We start from the raw sequence: 14,269 nt of genomic DNA, 5'->3' as shown, positions 1-14,269 counted from the left end.
CCGCCCGCGTCAGCGCTGTCACCTCGGCGCGCTGGTCCGGGGTGACCACGGTGATCACCGTGCCGCTCGCCCCCGCCGGGCGGTGCGGCCGGCCCGGTGGACATAGTCCTTCGCATCCGCGGGCGGGTCGGCGTGCACCACCAGGGAGACCGCGTCCACATGGATTCCGCGCGCGGCGATATCGGTGGCGACCAGCACGGAGATACCGCCGTCGGCGAAGGCCGCCAGCGTCCGGATCCGGCGGTTCTGCGCCTTGCCACCGTGCAGGGCCGCCACCCGGATGCCCTGCTCACGCAACCGGCGGGTGAGCTTCTCTGCCCCGAACTGGGTCCGGGTGAACAGCAGGGTGCGGCCGTCGCGGGCGGCGATCTCGGCGAGGACGGCCGGTTTGTCCGCGGGCTCGACGTGGAGGATGTGATGGGTCGCGGGGGTGGTCTCCGGTTCCGGCGCCGCGGTGTGGGTGACGGGATCTCGCAGGTACCGGCGCACCAGATCCTGGACGGATTCGTCGTCCAGGGTCGCGGAGAACAGCAGCCGCTGTCCGTCTCCGGGTACCAGGTCGAGCAGTCGCCGTATCTGCGGCAGGAAACCGAAATCGGCCATATGGTCGGCCTCGTCGATCGCGGTGACCCGGACCGCGTCGAGTACGGCCGCGCCCTGGTCGACCAGATCGGCCAGGCGGCCCGGAGTGGCGATCAGCAGGTCCACCCCGCGCCGGAGCTTCTCGGCCTGCCGGGCCACGGGCATCCCGCCCACCGCGGTGCCGAGCCGCAGCCCCAGGGCGAACGGCTCGAGCGCTTGCTCGATCTGCAGGGCCAGTTCCCGGGTCGGCGCCAGGACGAGGCCGCGCGGAGCGCGCGCGATGGCCGGCGCCCCCGCCAGACGCGCGAGGATGGGCAGCCCGAACGCCAGCGTCTTCCCGGAGCCGGTGGGCGCCCGGCCGAGCACATCGCGCCCGGCCAGCGCGTCGGGGATGGCCGCCGCCTGGATGAGCATGGGATCGGTCAACCCTTCCCGGCGCAGCGCCTGCACCGTGAGAACGGGTAATCCCAGTGCGGCGAAGGGCGGGGGAGTGCGTGCGGCGCCCGCGTGCGACCCGGCCGAGCTCGCGGTTTTCGCCGAAGGATCAGGCACGGAACAACCGGCTCAGCTCGACCAGCCAGGGAATCGCGACGGCCAGGGTCGGCACCACCAGGATGGCGATCGAGGCGAGGTAGGCGGCACCGGCGATCCGCAGATCACCGAGCGGACCGGCCAGGCGCTGGATACGGATCAGCGTGCTCGGTCCGCCCACCGCGAGCGCGCCCTGCGGCGCCGTGGATTTCGAACAGGCCACCAGGGCCCGGGCCAGCGGTTTCGGGCCGGTGACCTTGACCGCGGAATCGTCGGCGAGCAATTCGATGAGCAGTTTCACCGAATCCAGCGCGGATTTGCTGCGCACGAACCGCGGGAAGGCCTCATGCGCCGCGGTGAACGCCTCGAGGACGAGATCGTGGCGGGCCCGCAGATGCGAGCGCTCATGGCTCAGGATGGCGGTGAGCTCCTGCTCGGCGAGCGTGTCGAGGGTGCCCGCGCTGACCACGACCCGCCGCCGCAGCCCCGGCAGGCAGTAAGCGATCGGTTCGGTGGACGATAAGACCCGGATATCGGCGGCGCGCCGGAACGGGCCGCTCTGGTCGAGCAGGTCGACCAGCATGCGGTGGTGGGCGCGGCGGCGCCGGGTGTGTACCCCCACGCGGATCGAGGCGTAGACGAGCCGGGCGCCGATCAGCAGCGTGAGCATGAACACCGACACATAGGCCAGCCACAGCGGCAGACCCAGCGCGTCGATCTCATCGGTGGGTTTGGTGGTGGGCCGCCCGTCCGGCCCCGGGACCAGCAGTTCGGCGGCGATGGCGAGCCCGGAACTGAACGCGCTGAGCACCGCGGCCAGCGCGATCGCCTGCCAGAGCACAAGGGCGGCGCGCGGTACGCGATAGGTCCAGGTCGCCCGGCTGAGCGATTCCGGAACGGGACCGGCGAGAAGCAAGGCAAGTACGGCGAAGGCCGGTGCTGCTGCGTTCATCGACTCTGCTCACTGCGTTGTGGGGCCAGGGTCCGAGGTGGTCGCGGCGCGGCTGTCAGTCCTCGGTTGCTTCGAGCTTAGCGAGTGCGTCCCGCAGGGCCGCGGCCTCGTCCTTGCCGACCTGCTCCACGAAGTGCACCAGGGCCGCGGCCCGGCTGCCGGCCTCGTCCGCCTGCTGTAGCGCGTCCATCATGAGACCGGCCACCAGCTCGTCGCGGGTGTGTACCGGAGCGTACCGGTGGGCACGGTCGTCGCGCCGCTGTACCACCAGATTCTTCTTCGCGAGACGCTGCAGCACGGTCATCACCGTGGTGTACGCGAGTTCGCGGCGCGCCGACAGGGCCTCGTGCACCTGCCGGACCGTTTGTGGTTCGTCGGCCGACCACAGTTGGTCCATAACCGCTTTCTCGAGTTCACCAAGTCCAGCCATCTCTCGATTTTACGACGCCAACGACACTGTGGAGTACTACAGGGTGTCGTAACCGCGTGGGAATTGTCATAGGCCGTCGAGCACCGGAAATCCCGCGCGTGTGGTGACGGGGGAGCGGACCGTCGCGCGTCTCCGGTGCGCGCCGGAGGACTCGGGGCGTCACGAATCCGTTACTTCCTGCGCAAGGGAAATACTTGCTAGGTCTGGTAAGGCTAACCTATCTTTCGATCAAGTCGTTGCTGCGACGCCGATCTCGAGGAGGTTCGATGTCCGAACTCGCCACTGTGCGCATCCCCCGCCCGTACGAGGCGGCATTCGGGTCGGCGTGTGCCCGGTTACGGTCCCTGCAGCCGGAGCATCCCCGGGTGTATGCCGCCGCGGCCATGTCCGAACAGGGCAAACGGCGCTGGTGGGCGCTGTCCACGGGCCTGCGGGAGGGTCGGATCGACCTGATGTACCGGCGGCACGCCGCGGAGATGATCAGTGCGACCGCGGCCTCGGAGGTGGTGGCCACCGCGCTCATCCACGCCGTGCTCGGCCGGGTCGCCGCATTGTGGGTCGCCGACGGCCGGGCCTGGGATCCCGGTCTGGAGAACGTGTGGATCCACACCGACAACGACGGCGGTATCGACTGGGCAGGCCTGGCCGACACCACCATCCGGGTGGTGGCCGGCGACCCGCTGCAGGGTTCGCCCGGCGTGGTCTCCCTGCCGTGCGAGCGGGCGATGTGGGTGTGGCTCGCCTACCGCTGCGAACCCTCGCTATTGCTGATCCAGGGGGCGCTGGCGCGGTGTGCCGGGCTGAGTCCCCGCCGTTTCTGGGCGCTGGTGGCCGAATCCGTTTCCGGGGCCACCACTTACGTCCCGGACCTGGCCCGCACCGATCCGGTGGCGGGCGCGCGCCGGGGGCAGGGTCTGCTGATGGCGCTCGAGGAGCGCGGAATGGCGATCCGGCGCGCCCAACGTGTTGCCTAGTTAGGTAAGCCTGCCCTATAGTCAAAGGCGGCGTACGGATCGCGCGAGAGTCCCGAGGGCTGCGGTGACCCCCGATCCAATGCCTGCGGCGGACCCCGTCTCCGAGATGGGGTCCGCCGCTCTCTTTCCGCCCCCCGCCACCGGCCCGTGCGCCCCCTCGCGGGCCCACATGCGATCGTGGAGCCCATGACCGAACAGCAGACCCGCCCCCCGATGTCGATGGCCGATCTCAGCGCCGAACAACTCAACGAGATCAGCAAGGGGACCTTCGCGGATCTGATGGGTCTGCGCGTGACCGAGCTGGGGCCCGACCGGGTCCGCGGTGAATGGACGGTCACGCCGCGGCTGCACCAGCCGGCCGGGATCCAGAACGGCGGGGTGCTGTGCACCGTGGTCGAAACACTGGCCAGCACCGGCGGCGCCGCCTGGTACGGCGAGCGCGGCGTGGTGGTCGGGGTCAACAACAACACCGACTTCCTGCGTGCGGTGCGCGAGGGGAAACTGACCGCCGAGGCCACCCCGCTGCATCGCGGCGGTATGCAGCAGCTGTGGCAGGTGGTGATCAGCGACGAGGATGGGCGGCTGGTCGCGCGCGGTCAGGTCCGGTTGCAGAATCTGCCGCATCGCTCCTGAGCCCCGGCCGGTGGAACACCGAGGGCCGGGGCAGTGCGCGCACCGCCCCGGCCCTCCTCGATCGATTACTCAGAGACCGCCGGTCGACAGCAGCCCGCCGTCGACCCGTACCGTCTCGCCCGTGATCCACGCCGCCTGATCGGAGGCCAGGAACGCGATCAGCCGCGCCACGTCCTCCGGTGAACCGAGCCGCTTCATCGGGTACGCGCGTGCGGCGGCTTCCTCGTCCGCCGAGTACAGCGCGTCGGCGAAACTGGTCTTCACCACGCCGGGCGCCACCGCGTTGACGCGGATCTTCGGGCCGAGCTGCCAGGCCAGTTCGTCGGTGAGCCGGATCAGCGCGGCCTTGGAGGCGCCGTAGGCCGCGATGACCCCGGTGGAGCGGATACCGGCCACACTGGCCACGTTCACCACGGCGCCGCCGTGCTCACCCATCCAGGCCTTGTACGCCTGCTGGACATAGCCGAGGGCGGCCACGACGTTCACGTCGAAGATTTTGCGCACCGCGTCGAGGTCGGCCTCCATCAGCGCGCCGTACACCGGGTTGATCCCGGTGTTGTTGATCAGGATGTCCAGCGATCCGAACTCGGTGACCGCGCGCTGCACCGCGGCGGCACGGGCCTCGTCGTCGCCGGAGTTACCGGCCAGGGCGACGACCTCGCCCTGGTGTCCCAGTGCCCGCAGTTCGGCGGCCGCCTTCTCCAGTGGCTCGGCCTTGCGTGCGGTGATCAGCACATTCGCGCCCCGGCTCAGCAGTTCGGCGGCCACCGCGTAGCCGATGCCGCGGCTGGCTCCGGAGACCAGCGCGCTCTTGCCCAACAGATCGGTGCTCATATCCGGGCACGTTACCGTGCGCACCGGTCACCCCGGCAGGCGCGGATCACTCCGGCCGCGGGGGCGAGGCAGTGTCACGCTCCGGGTAAAATCGGTGGTTCCGTGTCCGGAGACATCCGATGATCGGTGGATGGGCCCACTGTCGGGCGCGCCGGGCCACCGCCCCCAACCCTGTTTCCTAGGAGATATCTGTGATCACCGCGACCGACCTCGAGGTCCGGGCCGGCGTCCGTACCCTGCTGTCCGCGCCCGGACCGGCGCTGCGGGTGCAGGCCGGCGACCGGATCGGCCTGGTCGGGCGTAACGGCGCCGGGAAGACCACGACATTGCGCATCCTCGCCGGAGAAGGCGAGCCGTACGCCGGGACGATCACGCGATCCAGCGATATCGGCTACCTCCCGCAGGATCCCCGCGAGGGCAATCTCGATGTGCTGGCCCGCGACCGGGTGCTCTCGGCCCGCGGCCTGGACACGCTGATCCGCGATATGGAGAAGCAGCAGGCGCTGATGGCCGAACTGGCCGACGAAACCGAACGCGAACGCGCCGTCCGCAAATACGGCCGGTTGGAGGATCGTTTCTCCGCGCTCGGCGGCTATGTGGCCGAGAGCGAGGCCGCCCGGATCTGCAACAGCCTCGGCCTGCCGGATCGGGTGCTGGACCAGGCGCTGCGTACCCTCTCCGGCGGACAGCGGCGGCGAATCGAACTGGCGCGCATCCTGTTCGCCGCCTCCGACGGCAGCGGCGGTCGTTCCGATACCACCCTGCTGCTCGACGAGCCCACCAACCACCTCGACGCCGATTCCATCACCTGGTTGCGCGGTTTCCTGCAGAACCACGACGGTGGCCTGATCGTGATCAGCCACGATGTCGATCTGCTCGCCGATGTGGTCAACAAGGTGTGGTTCCTGGACGCGGTGCGCGGCGAGGTTGATGTGTACAACATGGGCTGGCAGAAGTACCTCGACGCGCGCGCGACCGACGAACAGCGCCGCCGCCGTGAGCGGGCCAATGCCGAGAAGAAGGCGTCGGCGCTGCGGGCCCAGGCCGCCAAGCTCGGCGCCAAGGCCACCAAAGCCGTTGCCGCGCAGAACATGGCCAAACGCGCCGACCGGCTGATGGCGGAGCTGGACGAGGTCCGCGTGGCCGACAAGGTCGCTCGGATCAAGTTCCCCGAACCGGCAGCCTGTGGGAAGACGCCGCTGATGGCGGAGAACCTCACCAAGGTCTACGGCTCGCTGGAGATCTTCACCGGTGTGGACCTGGCCATCGACCGCGGCAGCCGGGTGGTGGTGCTGGGCCTCAACGGCGCCGGCAAGACCACGCTGCTGCGCCTGCTGGCCGGCGCCGAGGAACCCACCGCCGGGGGACTCGTGCCCGGTCACGGCCTCAAGGTGGGCTACTTCGCGCAGGAACACGACACCCTCGACGATTCGGCCACGGTCTGGGAGAACATCCGGCACGCGGCGCCGGACGCGGGCGAACAGGAGCTACGCGGCCTGCTCGGTGCCTTCATGTTCACCGGGCCGCAGCTGGAGCAGCCGGCCGGGACCCTGTCGGGCGGTGAGAAGACCCGGCTCGCGCTGGCCGGCCTGGTCTCCTCGGCGGCCAATGTGCTGCTGCTCGACGAACCCACCAACAACCTGGACCCCGTCTCGCGCGAACAGGTCCTCGACGCGCTGCGCACCTATGCGGGCGCGGTGGTGCTGGTGACCCACGATCCGGGCGCCGCCGAGGCCCTGAACCCGGAGCGGGTGATCTTGCTGCCGGACGGCACCGAGGACCACTGGTCGGCCGAGTATCTGGAATTGATTCAGCTCGCGTGAGTTTCATCACAAGAACTCATTGCCGGATGGTCGCCGAGTGCTTAGCCTGAGAGTGACGCTGCTCGGCGACTCGGAGGAAGCCATGGGCGACAGGCCGGTACAGAGCAAGAGCACATTGGGCAAGGGCACCCGGGTCACGGGTAAGTCACGGGATCGCCTACAGACCCAGTTGAAGAAGCAATACGAGGCGGGGGCGAGTATCCGGTCGCTGGCACGTGCGACCGGGCGCTCCTACGGGTTCATCCACAATGTGCTGACGGAGTCGCATGTGCAGCTCCGCAGCCGCGGCGGCGCCAACCGCCGTAAATCCCGCTAGCCGCACCGTATCCGCAGGCTCCGCCGCCGGGACCGGGTGCCCGGCGGCGAGTGGCCGCATGTGGATCGTGCGGCGGGCGGCACTCACCAGCCGGACACGGCGCCGTCTCCGTACACCAGGAGATTGGCGAGACTGGTGAAGATCGGCAGCCCGGTCTTGATCTCGAGATAGGCGAACTGGCCCTGCGGGTTGACCTCGAGGAAGTAGTACTCACCATCGAGGCCGACCCGCAGATCCAGGACGCCGAAACTCAGCCCCAGTGTGCCCATCAGCGTCGCCAGTGATTTGCTGACCGCGGCCGGTAACAGGGTGGGCGCGAAATCGACCGAGCTGTCCAGCCTGGAGTCGACCCGTCCGGCTCCGGCCCGGGAATCGATGCGCACCGCCCACTCCTGCCCGTCCACCCACACCACCCGCAGATCGCATTCCGGATCGATATAGCGCTGGAAGGTGGTGGGCGCCCAGCGGATACTGCCCAGCCGGTCCAGATCGCCGGTCCCGACCAGCCGGGTTTCGGAGAATTCGGCGCGGGAGGTGCCGGTGCGTTTGAAAACGACACGGCTGCCGGACGTTTCGATGAACTCACGCGCCTCGTCCGGATCATTGGTGACCAGGGTGTCCGGGACCGCGCAACCGGCCCGGCGCGCGGTATCGAGTTGCACGATCTTGCGATGAGCGATCCGGTCGTTACCGGGATCGTTGATCCACTGGGCGCCCAGCGACCACAGCAGTCCCTGCACGAACGCGTCGCATTCGGCCTGGCGGTAGGCGTCGTCGTCGGCGCGGACCCCGGCCGGTACCGAGGCCGGATGCGGACGCCGCCACCAGACCGACCCGACCTCGTCCAGACCGGTCAGATCCGCCAGCGATCGCTCGACCCCGGCCGCCCCGAGCCGGAAACTCCCGGGCTCGCGCGGGAAATCGCGGAGGTCCAACCGCAGTGGCGTCATCGCGTGCTGTTCGCGCAGTGTCGCCACCATGGCCGCGGCGTGCAGATCGTCGGCTTCGGAGACGATGAGGACCCCGCGGGCCCCCGGGGTGCTCATGGCGCCCGCCGATCAGTCGAAGCTGTCGCTGTGGACGCCGTCGTCGCTGGTGTTGCGCGACCTGGTCTGGGCGCAGGTGAACGTCGCGGGGAACTCGGGGTCGCCGGCGAGGTCGAGCCGCCGGGCCCAGGATTCGGTGAGCCGGCGCAGCTGCCGGTCGCCGAAGGCCTCCGACGGCGGCGCCGCCAGGGTCATCGGCCGCTCCGCCACCTCGATACGCAGCCGGCGGGTGAAATCGGCCGTGACCCCGGGCCGGATGTCCACGTGTACACGGCGGCCGGTCGGGTGCTCGTCGGCGCAGCGGATCGCCAGAACATCACCGCGACGGAAGGTCCACGTCCCGTCTGCCACCCGAACTCGGATCTCACAATCGGATTCACCGACCAGGACACCGGTGAGGGTGGCGACCGCACCGCGTCCGGAGGTCTCGAGGAGGTGGAGGGCATCGGTCATCTGGGGTTCTCCGATCTTGCCGGCGGTGTGCCACGACCCGAGCGCGTCCGGATCATAACGCCGCGCGGCGGGTCCGGAAGCCGATATGGCCGGATTACCCCTGTTCGGATACCTGCTCTTGCTCCCACAGATCGTTCTGCCGCGGAGGTTTTCCGTACGCCGGATGTTCGCTGAGGATTCGCCCCGGGAACGGCCCCGCCGGTCAGAGTCCGAGCATGTCCGGATGCGTGGCGAGTTCACGGAACCGGCCGGGCGGATCGGCGACCAATCGGCGCGCGTCCAGATCCAGCAGGCCGCCGACCACCGACACCTCGGCCGAGAGCGTGCCGTCGGCGCGGATCATGTCCTGCCTGATGCGATAGGTCTTCCCACTGCCCCACTCGAACACGCAGGTGACCCGGAAATCGTCGCCGCCGCGCAGTTCACGCCGGTATTTGATGGTGCTTTCCAGAGCCACCGGTCCCACCCGGGCGGCCACCAGCTTGTCCGCCTGCAGTCCCGCGGCGAGCAGGCACTCCCACCGGGCGTGTTCGGCGTACTGCAGGTAGACCGCCTGATTGACATGGCCTTGGACATCGAGTTCGTAACCACGAACGGTGACGGGCACGGAGAAGGTCATAGCGGTGCGAACCCGCCGGGATGCGCGGTTGTTCCCGGTTCAGCGCCGCTGCGCGTTGCGTTCCTGCCACCATCGGGGCGCGTCCACGAAGTGGTTGTCGTATTCGTCCTGAGAGGCGGCCAGTTCGTCCAGGGTGGCCTCGCCGCGCGCGATGCGTTCGAGGAGCCGGAAGTAACCGAAACGCTGGACACCGGGCATCAGGGCGATCAGGACGCGGGCGCCGCTGTCGGGCGTGGCGCCGAAGGCGTGGACGGTCGTCTTGGGCACCACGGCCGAGCCGCCCGCCCCGACGGTGAGGATCCGGTCTCCGGCCATCAGTTGCAGTTCGCCGTCGGCGACGTAGAAGAGCTCGTCGGACAGTGTGTGGAAATGCGGTGCCGCGCCGTCGGCGCCGCGCTCCATGGTGACCTCCAGGGTGCTCACCGCGCCGTGGGCCTGTTCGGCATCGATGAGCAGGCGCATGGTGACCGATTCGGTGTGTAGCGTCTCGGCGTCGGCGGGCTGCCGGACGGCAAGGGGATGCGGGGTGGTGTTCACGGGCGCTCCTCAGCGATTCGGTGCCGAATAATTCGGCACCGAACTATATGCCAACGAATAGAATCTTGTCCATGTCCGAAACAGAATCAGATGCGATCACCGCCATCGAAGCGCAGTGGCGGCGGGAACGGCCCGACCTGGATCTGGCGGCCATGGTGGTCTTCGGCCGGCTCGGCCGCCTGGCGGTCGTCGCCGAACGCGAGATCGAGGCGGTGTTCCTGGGCCACGGACTGCGGCGCGGGGAATTCGATGTGCTGGCCGCATTGCGGCGGGCGGGCGACCCGTTCGAGCTCAACCCTTCCGCGCTCGCGGACACCCTCATGCTCTCGCGCGCGGGGATGACGGGGCGGCTGGACCGCCTGGAATCGGCCGGCTACGTCCGGCGCATCGCGGACGCCGGCGACCGGCGGGCCGTACGGGTGGCATTGACCGAGGCGGGCCGGGAGCTGGTCGATATCGTGGTCACCGAGCACACGGCCAACGAGACGCGGATGCTCGCGGCGCTGACCGCGGCCGAACGCCGGGACCTGGACCGGATCGCGGCAAAATTGCTCACCGCACTGGAATCCGGGAACTGACCGCGCCCGCGGTGGCGGGGCGCGGGGCGTTCACGGGCGGCGGCGCACCGACGCCTCCACCAGATCCAATACGGCGGTGAGGTTTTCGTTGGTGTGACCGGAGGCGATCCGGGCGATGAGACCGTCGAGTACCAGATCGAGATAGCCCAGCAGTACATCGGTGGGCACATCATCGCGCAGCGCCCCGGCCGCTTTACGGCGCTCGAGGCGGGCCAGCGTGGCCGCCGTGAGTTCGGCCGAACGCTGGGTCCAGCCGGCGCGGAACTCCGGGTCGGTGCGCAGCCGCCGGGCGATCTCGAGCCGGGTGCCCAGCCAGTTGTACTCCTGGGGGTCGGCGAGCATATCCCGCATCACCTGCACCAGACCCTGATTGGCCGCCACCTCGGCCATCCGCTCGGCATCCTCCTGGGCGAGCGCGAAGAAAAGCGCGTCCTTGTCGCGGAAGTGGTGGAATATCGCGCCGCGGGACAGGCCGATGGCGTCTTCCAGTCGCCGGACGGTGGCGCCGTCGTACCCGAACTCGGCGAAACAGCGGCGCGCCCCGTCGAGTATCTGTGAACGCCGGGCAGCCAGATGATCGTCGCTGACCTTGGGCATCGTGCTCCTTCAACGGATATACGAACCCCGCGCGGCCGAACCACCGCGCGGGGCCCTCAGATTACGAGCGAACGAACAAGTGATCTTCCGACGGCCTCGCGGGGGTGCGAGTCCTCCGGCACCCGTCTCGTCGCCCGCGGGCCCGAGTCCCGCGGGCGCTTGTCCCGGGTTCGCGGACGACGAGATATCAGGGGCGCGAAGACGCGCCGCGGGAAGCGGCGCGCTCCGGCCCGTGATCAGCCGCGGATCATGTTCCGCAGGACATACTGCAGGATGCCGCCGTTGCGGTAGTAATCGGCTTCACCGGGGGTGTCGATCCGGACCACCGCGTCGAACTCGACCTTCGAGCCGTCGTCCTTGGTCGCGGTGACGTGGACGGTGGACGGCGTGGTGCCCGAGTTCAGTTCCTCGATACCCGCGATATCGAAGACCTCGGTGCCCGTGAGCCCCAGCGATTTCGCCGATTCGCCCTCCGGGAACTGCAGCGGGATCACGCCCATGCCGATCAGGTTCGAGCGGTGGATGCGCTCGAACGATTCGACGATCACGGCGCGCACACCCAGCAGGCGGGTGCCCTTGGCGGCCCAGTCGCGGGAGGAGCCGGAACCGTACTCCTTACCGCCCAGCACGACCAGCGGGATACCGGCCTTCTGGTAGTTCTGCGAGGCGTCGTAGATGAACGCCTGCGGCGCGCCCTCCTGGGTGAAGTCGCGGGTGTAACCGCCCGAGACATCGTCGAGGAGCTGGTTGCGCAACCGGATATTCGCGAAGGTGCCGCGGATCATCACCTCGTGGTTACCGCGCCGCGAGCCCAGGGAGTTGTAGTCCTTGCGGGCCACGCCGTGCGAGTCGAGGTAATCGGCGGCCGGGGTGCCCGGCTTGATCGCGCCGGCGGGGGAGATGTGGTCGGTGGTCACCGAATCGCCCAGCAGGGCCAGTACCCGCGCGCCCTTGATATCGGATACGGGTTCCGGCTCCAGGCCCATGCCGTCGAAGTACGGCGCCTTGCGGACGTAGGTGGAGTCGTCCTTCCACTCGAAGGTGTTGCCCTCCGGGGTGGGCAGGCCGCGCCACCGCTCGTCGCCCTTGAAGACATCGGCGTAGGACTTGGTGAACATCTCCTGGTTGATCGCCGACTTGATGGTGTCGTCGATCTCCTGGGCGGAGGGCCAGATGTCCTTCAGGAACACGGGATTGCCCTGCTGGTCCGTGCCCAGCGGGTCGTGCTCGAAATCGAAGTCCATGGTGCCCGCGAGCGCGTAGGCGATGACCAGCGGCGGCGAGGCCAGGTAGTTCATCTTCACATCGGGGGAGATCCGGCCCTCGAAGTTGCGGTTACCCGACAGCACCGCGGTCACGGTGAGGTCGTTGTCGTTGACCGCTTTGGAGATCTCCTCCGGCAGCGGGCCGGTGTTGCCGATGCAGGTCGTGCAACCGTAACCGCCCAGGTAGAAGCCGAGCTTCTCCAGGTACGGCCACAGGCCGGCCTTCTCGTAGTAGTCGGTGACGACCTGGGAACCGGGAGCCATGTTGGTCTTGACCCACGGCTTGCTGGACAGGCCCTTCTCGACGGCGTTACGGGCCAGCAGGGCCGCCCCGATCATGACCGAGGGGTTCGAGGTGTTGGTGCAGGAGGTGATACCCGCGACCGCGACCGCGCCGTGGTCGAGGATGAACTCGCCGCGCTCCTCGGAGACGACCTTGATCGGCTTGGACGGACGGCCGTCGGCGTTGTTCGCCGCGGACTGCACATCCACCGCGCCGTCGTCGGCGAAGGACAGGGTGGCCGGATCGGAGGCCGGGAAGGTCTCCTCCACCGCCTCGTCCAGCTGCGAATGCGGCGTCGGGTGCTGGTCCTCCACGTAGTTGTGGATGTCCTTGCGGAAGGCGATCTTGGACTCGCTGAGCACGATGCGGTCCTGCGGGCGCTTCGGGCCGGCGATGGAGGGCACCACGGTGCTCAGATCGAGCTCCAGGTACTCGGAGTAGGCGGGCTCCGACGCGGGGTCGTGCCACATGCCCTGTTCCTTGGCGTAGGCCTCGACGAGCGCCAGCTGCTCCTCGGTGCGGCCGGTCAGGCGCAGGTAGTTGATGGTCTCCTCGTCGATCGGGAAGATCGCCGCGGTGGACCCGAACTCGGGGCTCATATTGCCCAGGGTGGCGCGGTTGGCCAGCGGGACCTCGGCCACGCCCTGGCCGTAGAACTCGACGAACTTGCCGACCACGCCGTGCTTGCGCAGCATATCGGTCACCGTCAGCACCACGTCGGTGGCGGTGACGCCCGGCTGGATCTCACCGGTGAGCTTGAAGCCGACCACGCGCGGGATCAGCATGGAGACCGGCTGGCCCAGCATGGCGGCCTCGGCCTCGATACCGCCGACGCCCCAGCCCAGCACGCCCAGGCCGTTGACCATGGTGGTGTGCGAGTCGGTGCCGACGCAGGTGTCCGGATAGGCCTGGCCGTTGCGGACCATGACGGTGCGGGCCAGGTACTCGATATTGACCTGGTGCACGATGCCGGTGCCCGGGGGGACGACCTTGAAATCATCGAATGCGCCCTGGCCCCAGCGCAGGAACTGGTAGCGCTCACCGTTGCGCTCGTATTCCAGCTCGACATTGCGCTCGAAGGCGTCGGCGCGGCCGAAGACATCGAGGATGACCGAGTGGTCGATGACCATCTCGGCGGGGGAGAGCGGGTTGACCTTTTCGGGGTCGCCGCCGAGGGCCGCCACGGCTTCGCGCATGGTGGCGAGGTCGACCACGCAGGGCACGCCGGTGAAGTCCTGCATCACCACGCGGGCCGGGGTGAACTGGATCTCGATACTGGGCTGGGCGTTGGGGTCCCAGTCCGCCAGCGCGCGGATGTGGTCGGCGGTGATGTTCGCGCCGTCCTCGGTGCGCAGCAGGTTCTCGGCGAGAACTTTCAATGCGTACGGGAGTTTCTCGGTGCCGGGTACGGCCGAGAGCCGGAAGATCTCGTAGGAGTTGCTTCCGACCTCGAGGTTGCCCTTGGCGCCGAAAGTATCGATACTTTTCGTCACGTCAGCTCCACTTGTCGGGTGTGCGGACGCCGTCGGCGGGGCTGTGCCGGCGGCGGTACGTCTCTGGCATGAGGTGCCGGCCCGGGAAGGCGCCGGTTCCCCGCGGTTCCCAACCCTAACAGTACGCTTGTCCTATGAAAATCGCGGGGCGGTGTGTCGGGGTGGTCGGGCGGCACGCCCCGCGTCGGGCGTGCCGGGTGTCGGGTAACCGCTCACGCGTCGCGTAATCTGCTCTCGAGCTGGTCCGAGTTAGCCGGGCGGTACCGACGGGTACCCCGGCAGTTCGTGCCAGTAGCGGATTCCCCGTCGCGTCGTCGGACGAT

14 protein-coding genes and 1 pseudogene are annotated in these 14,269 nt (G+C 68.8%); 5 read left to right on the top strand and 10 right to left on the bottom strand.

All coding sequences use genetic code 11. The features are described 5' to 3' along the window. From ON38_RS15290 to ON38_RS15280, 3 genes and pseudogenes are all read right to left on the bottom strand, one after another. A pseudogene (locus ON38_RS15290) lies at window positions 1-1,032 on the bottom strand (DEAD/DEAH box helicase); the annotation flags it as partial. A gap of 94 nt (window positions 1,033-1,126) precedes the next feature. Beyond that, entirely contained in the window at window positions 1,127-2,065 is a 939-nt protein-coding gene (locus ON38_RS15285) for a M56 family metallopeptidase (protein WP_039825425.1), read from the bottom strand. Window positions 2,066-2,120: 55 nt separating this feature from the next. Further along, a complete protein-coding gene (locus ON38_RS15280; protein ID WP_083872702.1) occupies window positions 2,121-2,495 on the bottom strand; it encodes a BlaI/MecI/CopY family transcriptional regulator in 375 nt (124 codons plus the stop codon). Between the two features lie 266 nt (window positions 2,496-2,761). Here ON38_RS15280 and ON38_RS15275 point away from each other — a divergent pair, with 266 nt between their 5' ends. Next, the gene (locus ON38_RS15275) at window positions 2,762-3,469 is read left to right on the top strand and encodes a hypothetical protein (protein WP_039825424.1); all 708 of its coding nucleotides are present in this window, start codon (window positions 2,762-2,764) and stop codon (window positions 3,467-3,469) included. Window positions 3,470-3,688: 219 nt separating this feature from the next. Next, entirely contained in the window at window positions 3,689-4,102 is a 414-nt protein-coding gene (locus ON38_RS15270) for a PaaI family thioesterase (RefSeq protein WP_039825471.1), read from the top strand. A 69-nt stretch (window positions 4,103-4,171) separates the two neighbouring features. Here ON38_RS15270 and ON38_RS15265 read toward each other — a convergent pair whose 3' ends face one another. Further along, the gene (locus ON38_RS15265; protein WP_039825423.1) at window positions 4,172-4,936 is read right to left on the bottom strand and encodes an SDR family oxidoreductase; all 765 of its coding nucleotides are present in this window, start codon (window positions 4,934-4,936) and stop codon (window positions 4,172-4,174) included. A gap of 191 nt (window positions 4,937-5,127) precedes the next feature. Between ON38_RS15265 and ON38_RS15260 the strand changes: the two genes are divergently transcribed. Beyond that, complete coding sequence (locus ON38_RS15260; RefSeq protein WP_039825422.1) at window positions 5,128-6,759, top strand: ABC-F family ATP-binding cassette domain-containing protein; 1,632 nt, start codon at window positions 5,128-5,130, stop codon at window positions 6,757-6,759. Window positions 6,760-6,841: 82 nt separating this feature from the next. Further along, window positions 6,842-7,075 carry a helix-turn-helix domain-containing protein gene (locus ON38_RS15255; protein WP_030520514.1) on the top strand — a complete coding sequence of 78 codons (234 nt, stop codon included), beginning with the start codon at window positions 6,842-6,844 and terminating at the stop codon, window positions 7,073-7,075. 83 nt (window positions 7,076-7,158) lie between these two features. Here ON38_RS15255 and ON38_RS15250 read toward each other — a convergent pair whose 3' ends face one another. The 4 genes from ON38_RS15250 to ON38_RS15235 form a co-directional block, all read right to left on the bottom strand. Next, window positions 7,159-8,121, bottom strand: a complete 963-nt coding sequence (locus ON38_RS15250; protein ID WP_039825421.1) for an MvdC/MvdD family ATP grasp protein — start codon at window positions 8,119-8,121, stop codon at window positions 7,159-7,161. A gap of 12 nt (window positions 8,122-8,133) precedes the next feature. Then, window positions 8,134-8,574 (bottom strand): hypothetical protein, encoded by a 441-nt coding sequence (locus tag ON38_RS15245; protein WP_039825420.1) that lies wholly within the window; start codon window positions 8,572-8,574, stop codon window positions 8,134-8,136. A 202-nt stretch (window positions 8,575-8,776) separates the two neighbouring features. Then, window positions 8,777-9,181, bottom strand: coding sequence for an acyl-CoA thioesterase (locus ON38_RS15240; RefSeq protein WP_245564052.1), 405 nt, complete (start codon window positions 9,179-9,181; stop codon window positions 8,777-8,779). A gap of 51 nt (window positions 9,182-9,232) precedes the next feature. Beyond that, a complete protein-coding gene (locus tag ON38_RS15235) occupies window positions 9,233-9,655 on the bottom strand; it encodes a cupin domain-containing protein (protein WP_051164820.1) in 423 nt (140 codons plus the stop codon). A gap of 146 nt (window positions 9,656-9,801) precedes the next feature. Here ON38_RS15235 and ON38_RS15230 point away from each other — a divergent pair, with 146 nt between their 5' ends. Beyond that, window positions 9,802-10,308: a MarR family winged helix-turn-helix transcriptional regulator gene (locus ON38_RS15230; protein ID WP_039825417.1), complete on the top strand. Its 507-nt coding sequence runs from the start codon at window positions 9,802-9,804 to the stop codon at window positions 10,306-10,308. A 30-nt stretch (window positions 10,309-10,338) separates the two neighbouring features. Here the strand turns inward: ON38_RS15230 and ON38_RS15225 are convergent, their stop codons facing one another. After that, window positions 10,339-10,905: a TetR/AcrR family transcriptional regulator gene (locus ON38_RS15225; protein WP_030520508.1), complete on the bottom strand. Its 567-nt coding sequence runs from the start codon at window positions 10,903-10,905 to the stop codon at window positions 10,339-10,341. Between the two features lie 236 nt (window positions 10,906-11,141). Beyond that, window positions 11,142-13,946 carry an aconitate hydratase AcnA gene (gene acnA / locus ON38_RS15220; protein ID WP_039825416.1) on the bottom strand — a complete coding sequence of 935 codons (2,805 nt, stop codon included), beginning with the start codon at window positions 13,944-13,946 and terminating at the stop codon, window positions 11,142-11,144. Window positions 13,947-14,269 lie beyond the last annotated feature (323 nt).

Origin of the sequence: Nocardia testacea NBRC 100365 (assembly GCF_000308775.1) — a bacterium.
GTDB lineage: Bacteria > Actinomycetota > Actinomycetes > Mycobacteriales > Mycobacteriaceae > Nocardia > Nocardia testacea.
Note: the sequence above shows the minus strand (reverse complement) of the source record. Positions and strands in the feature narration are given on the sequence as shown.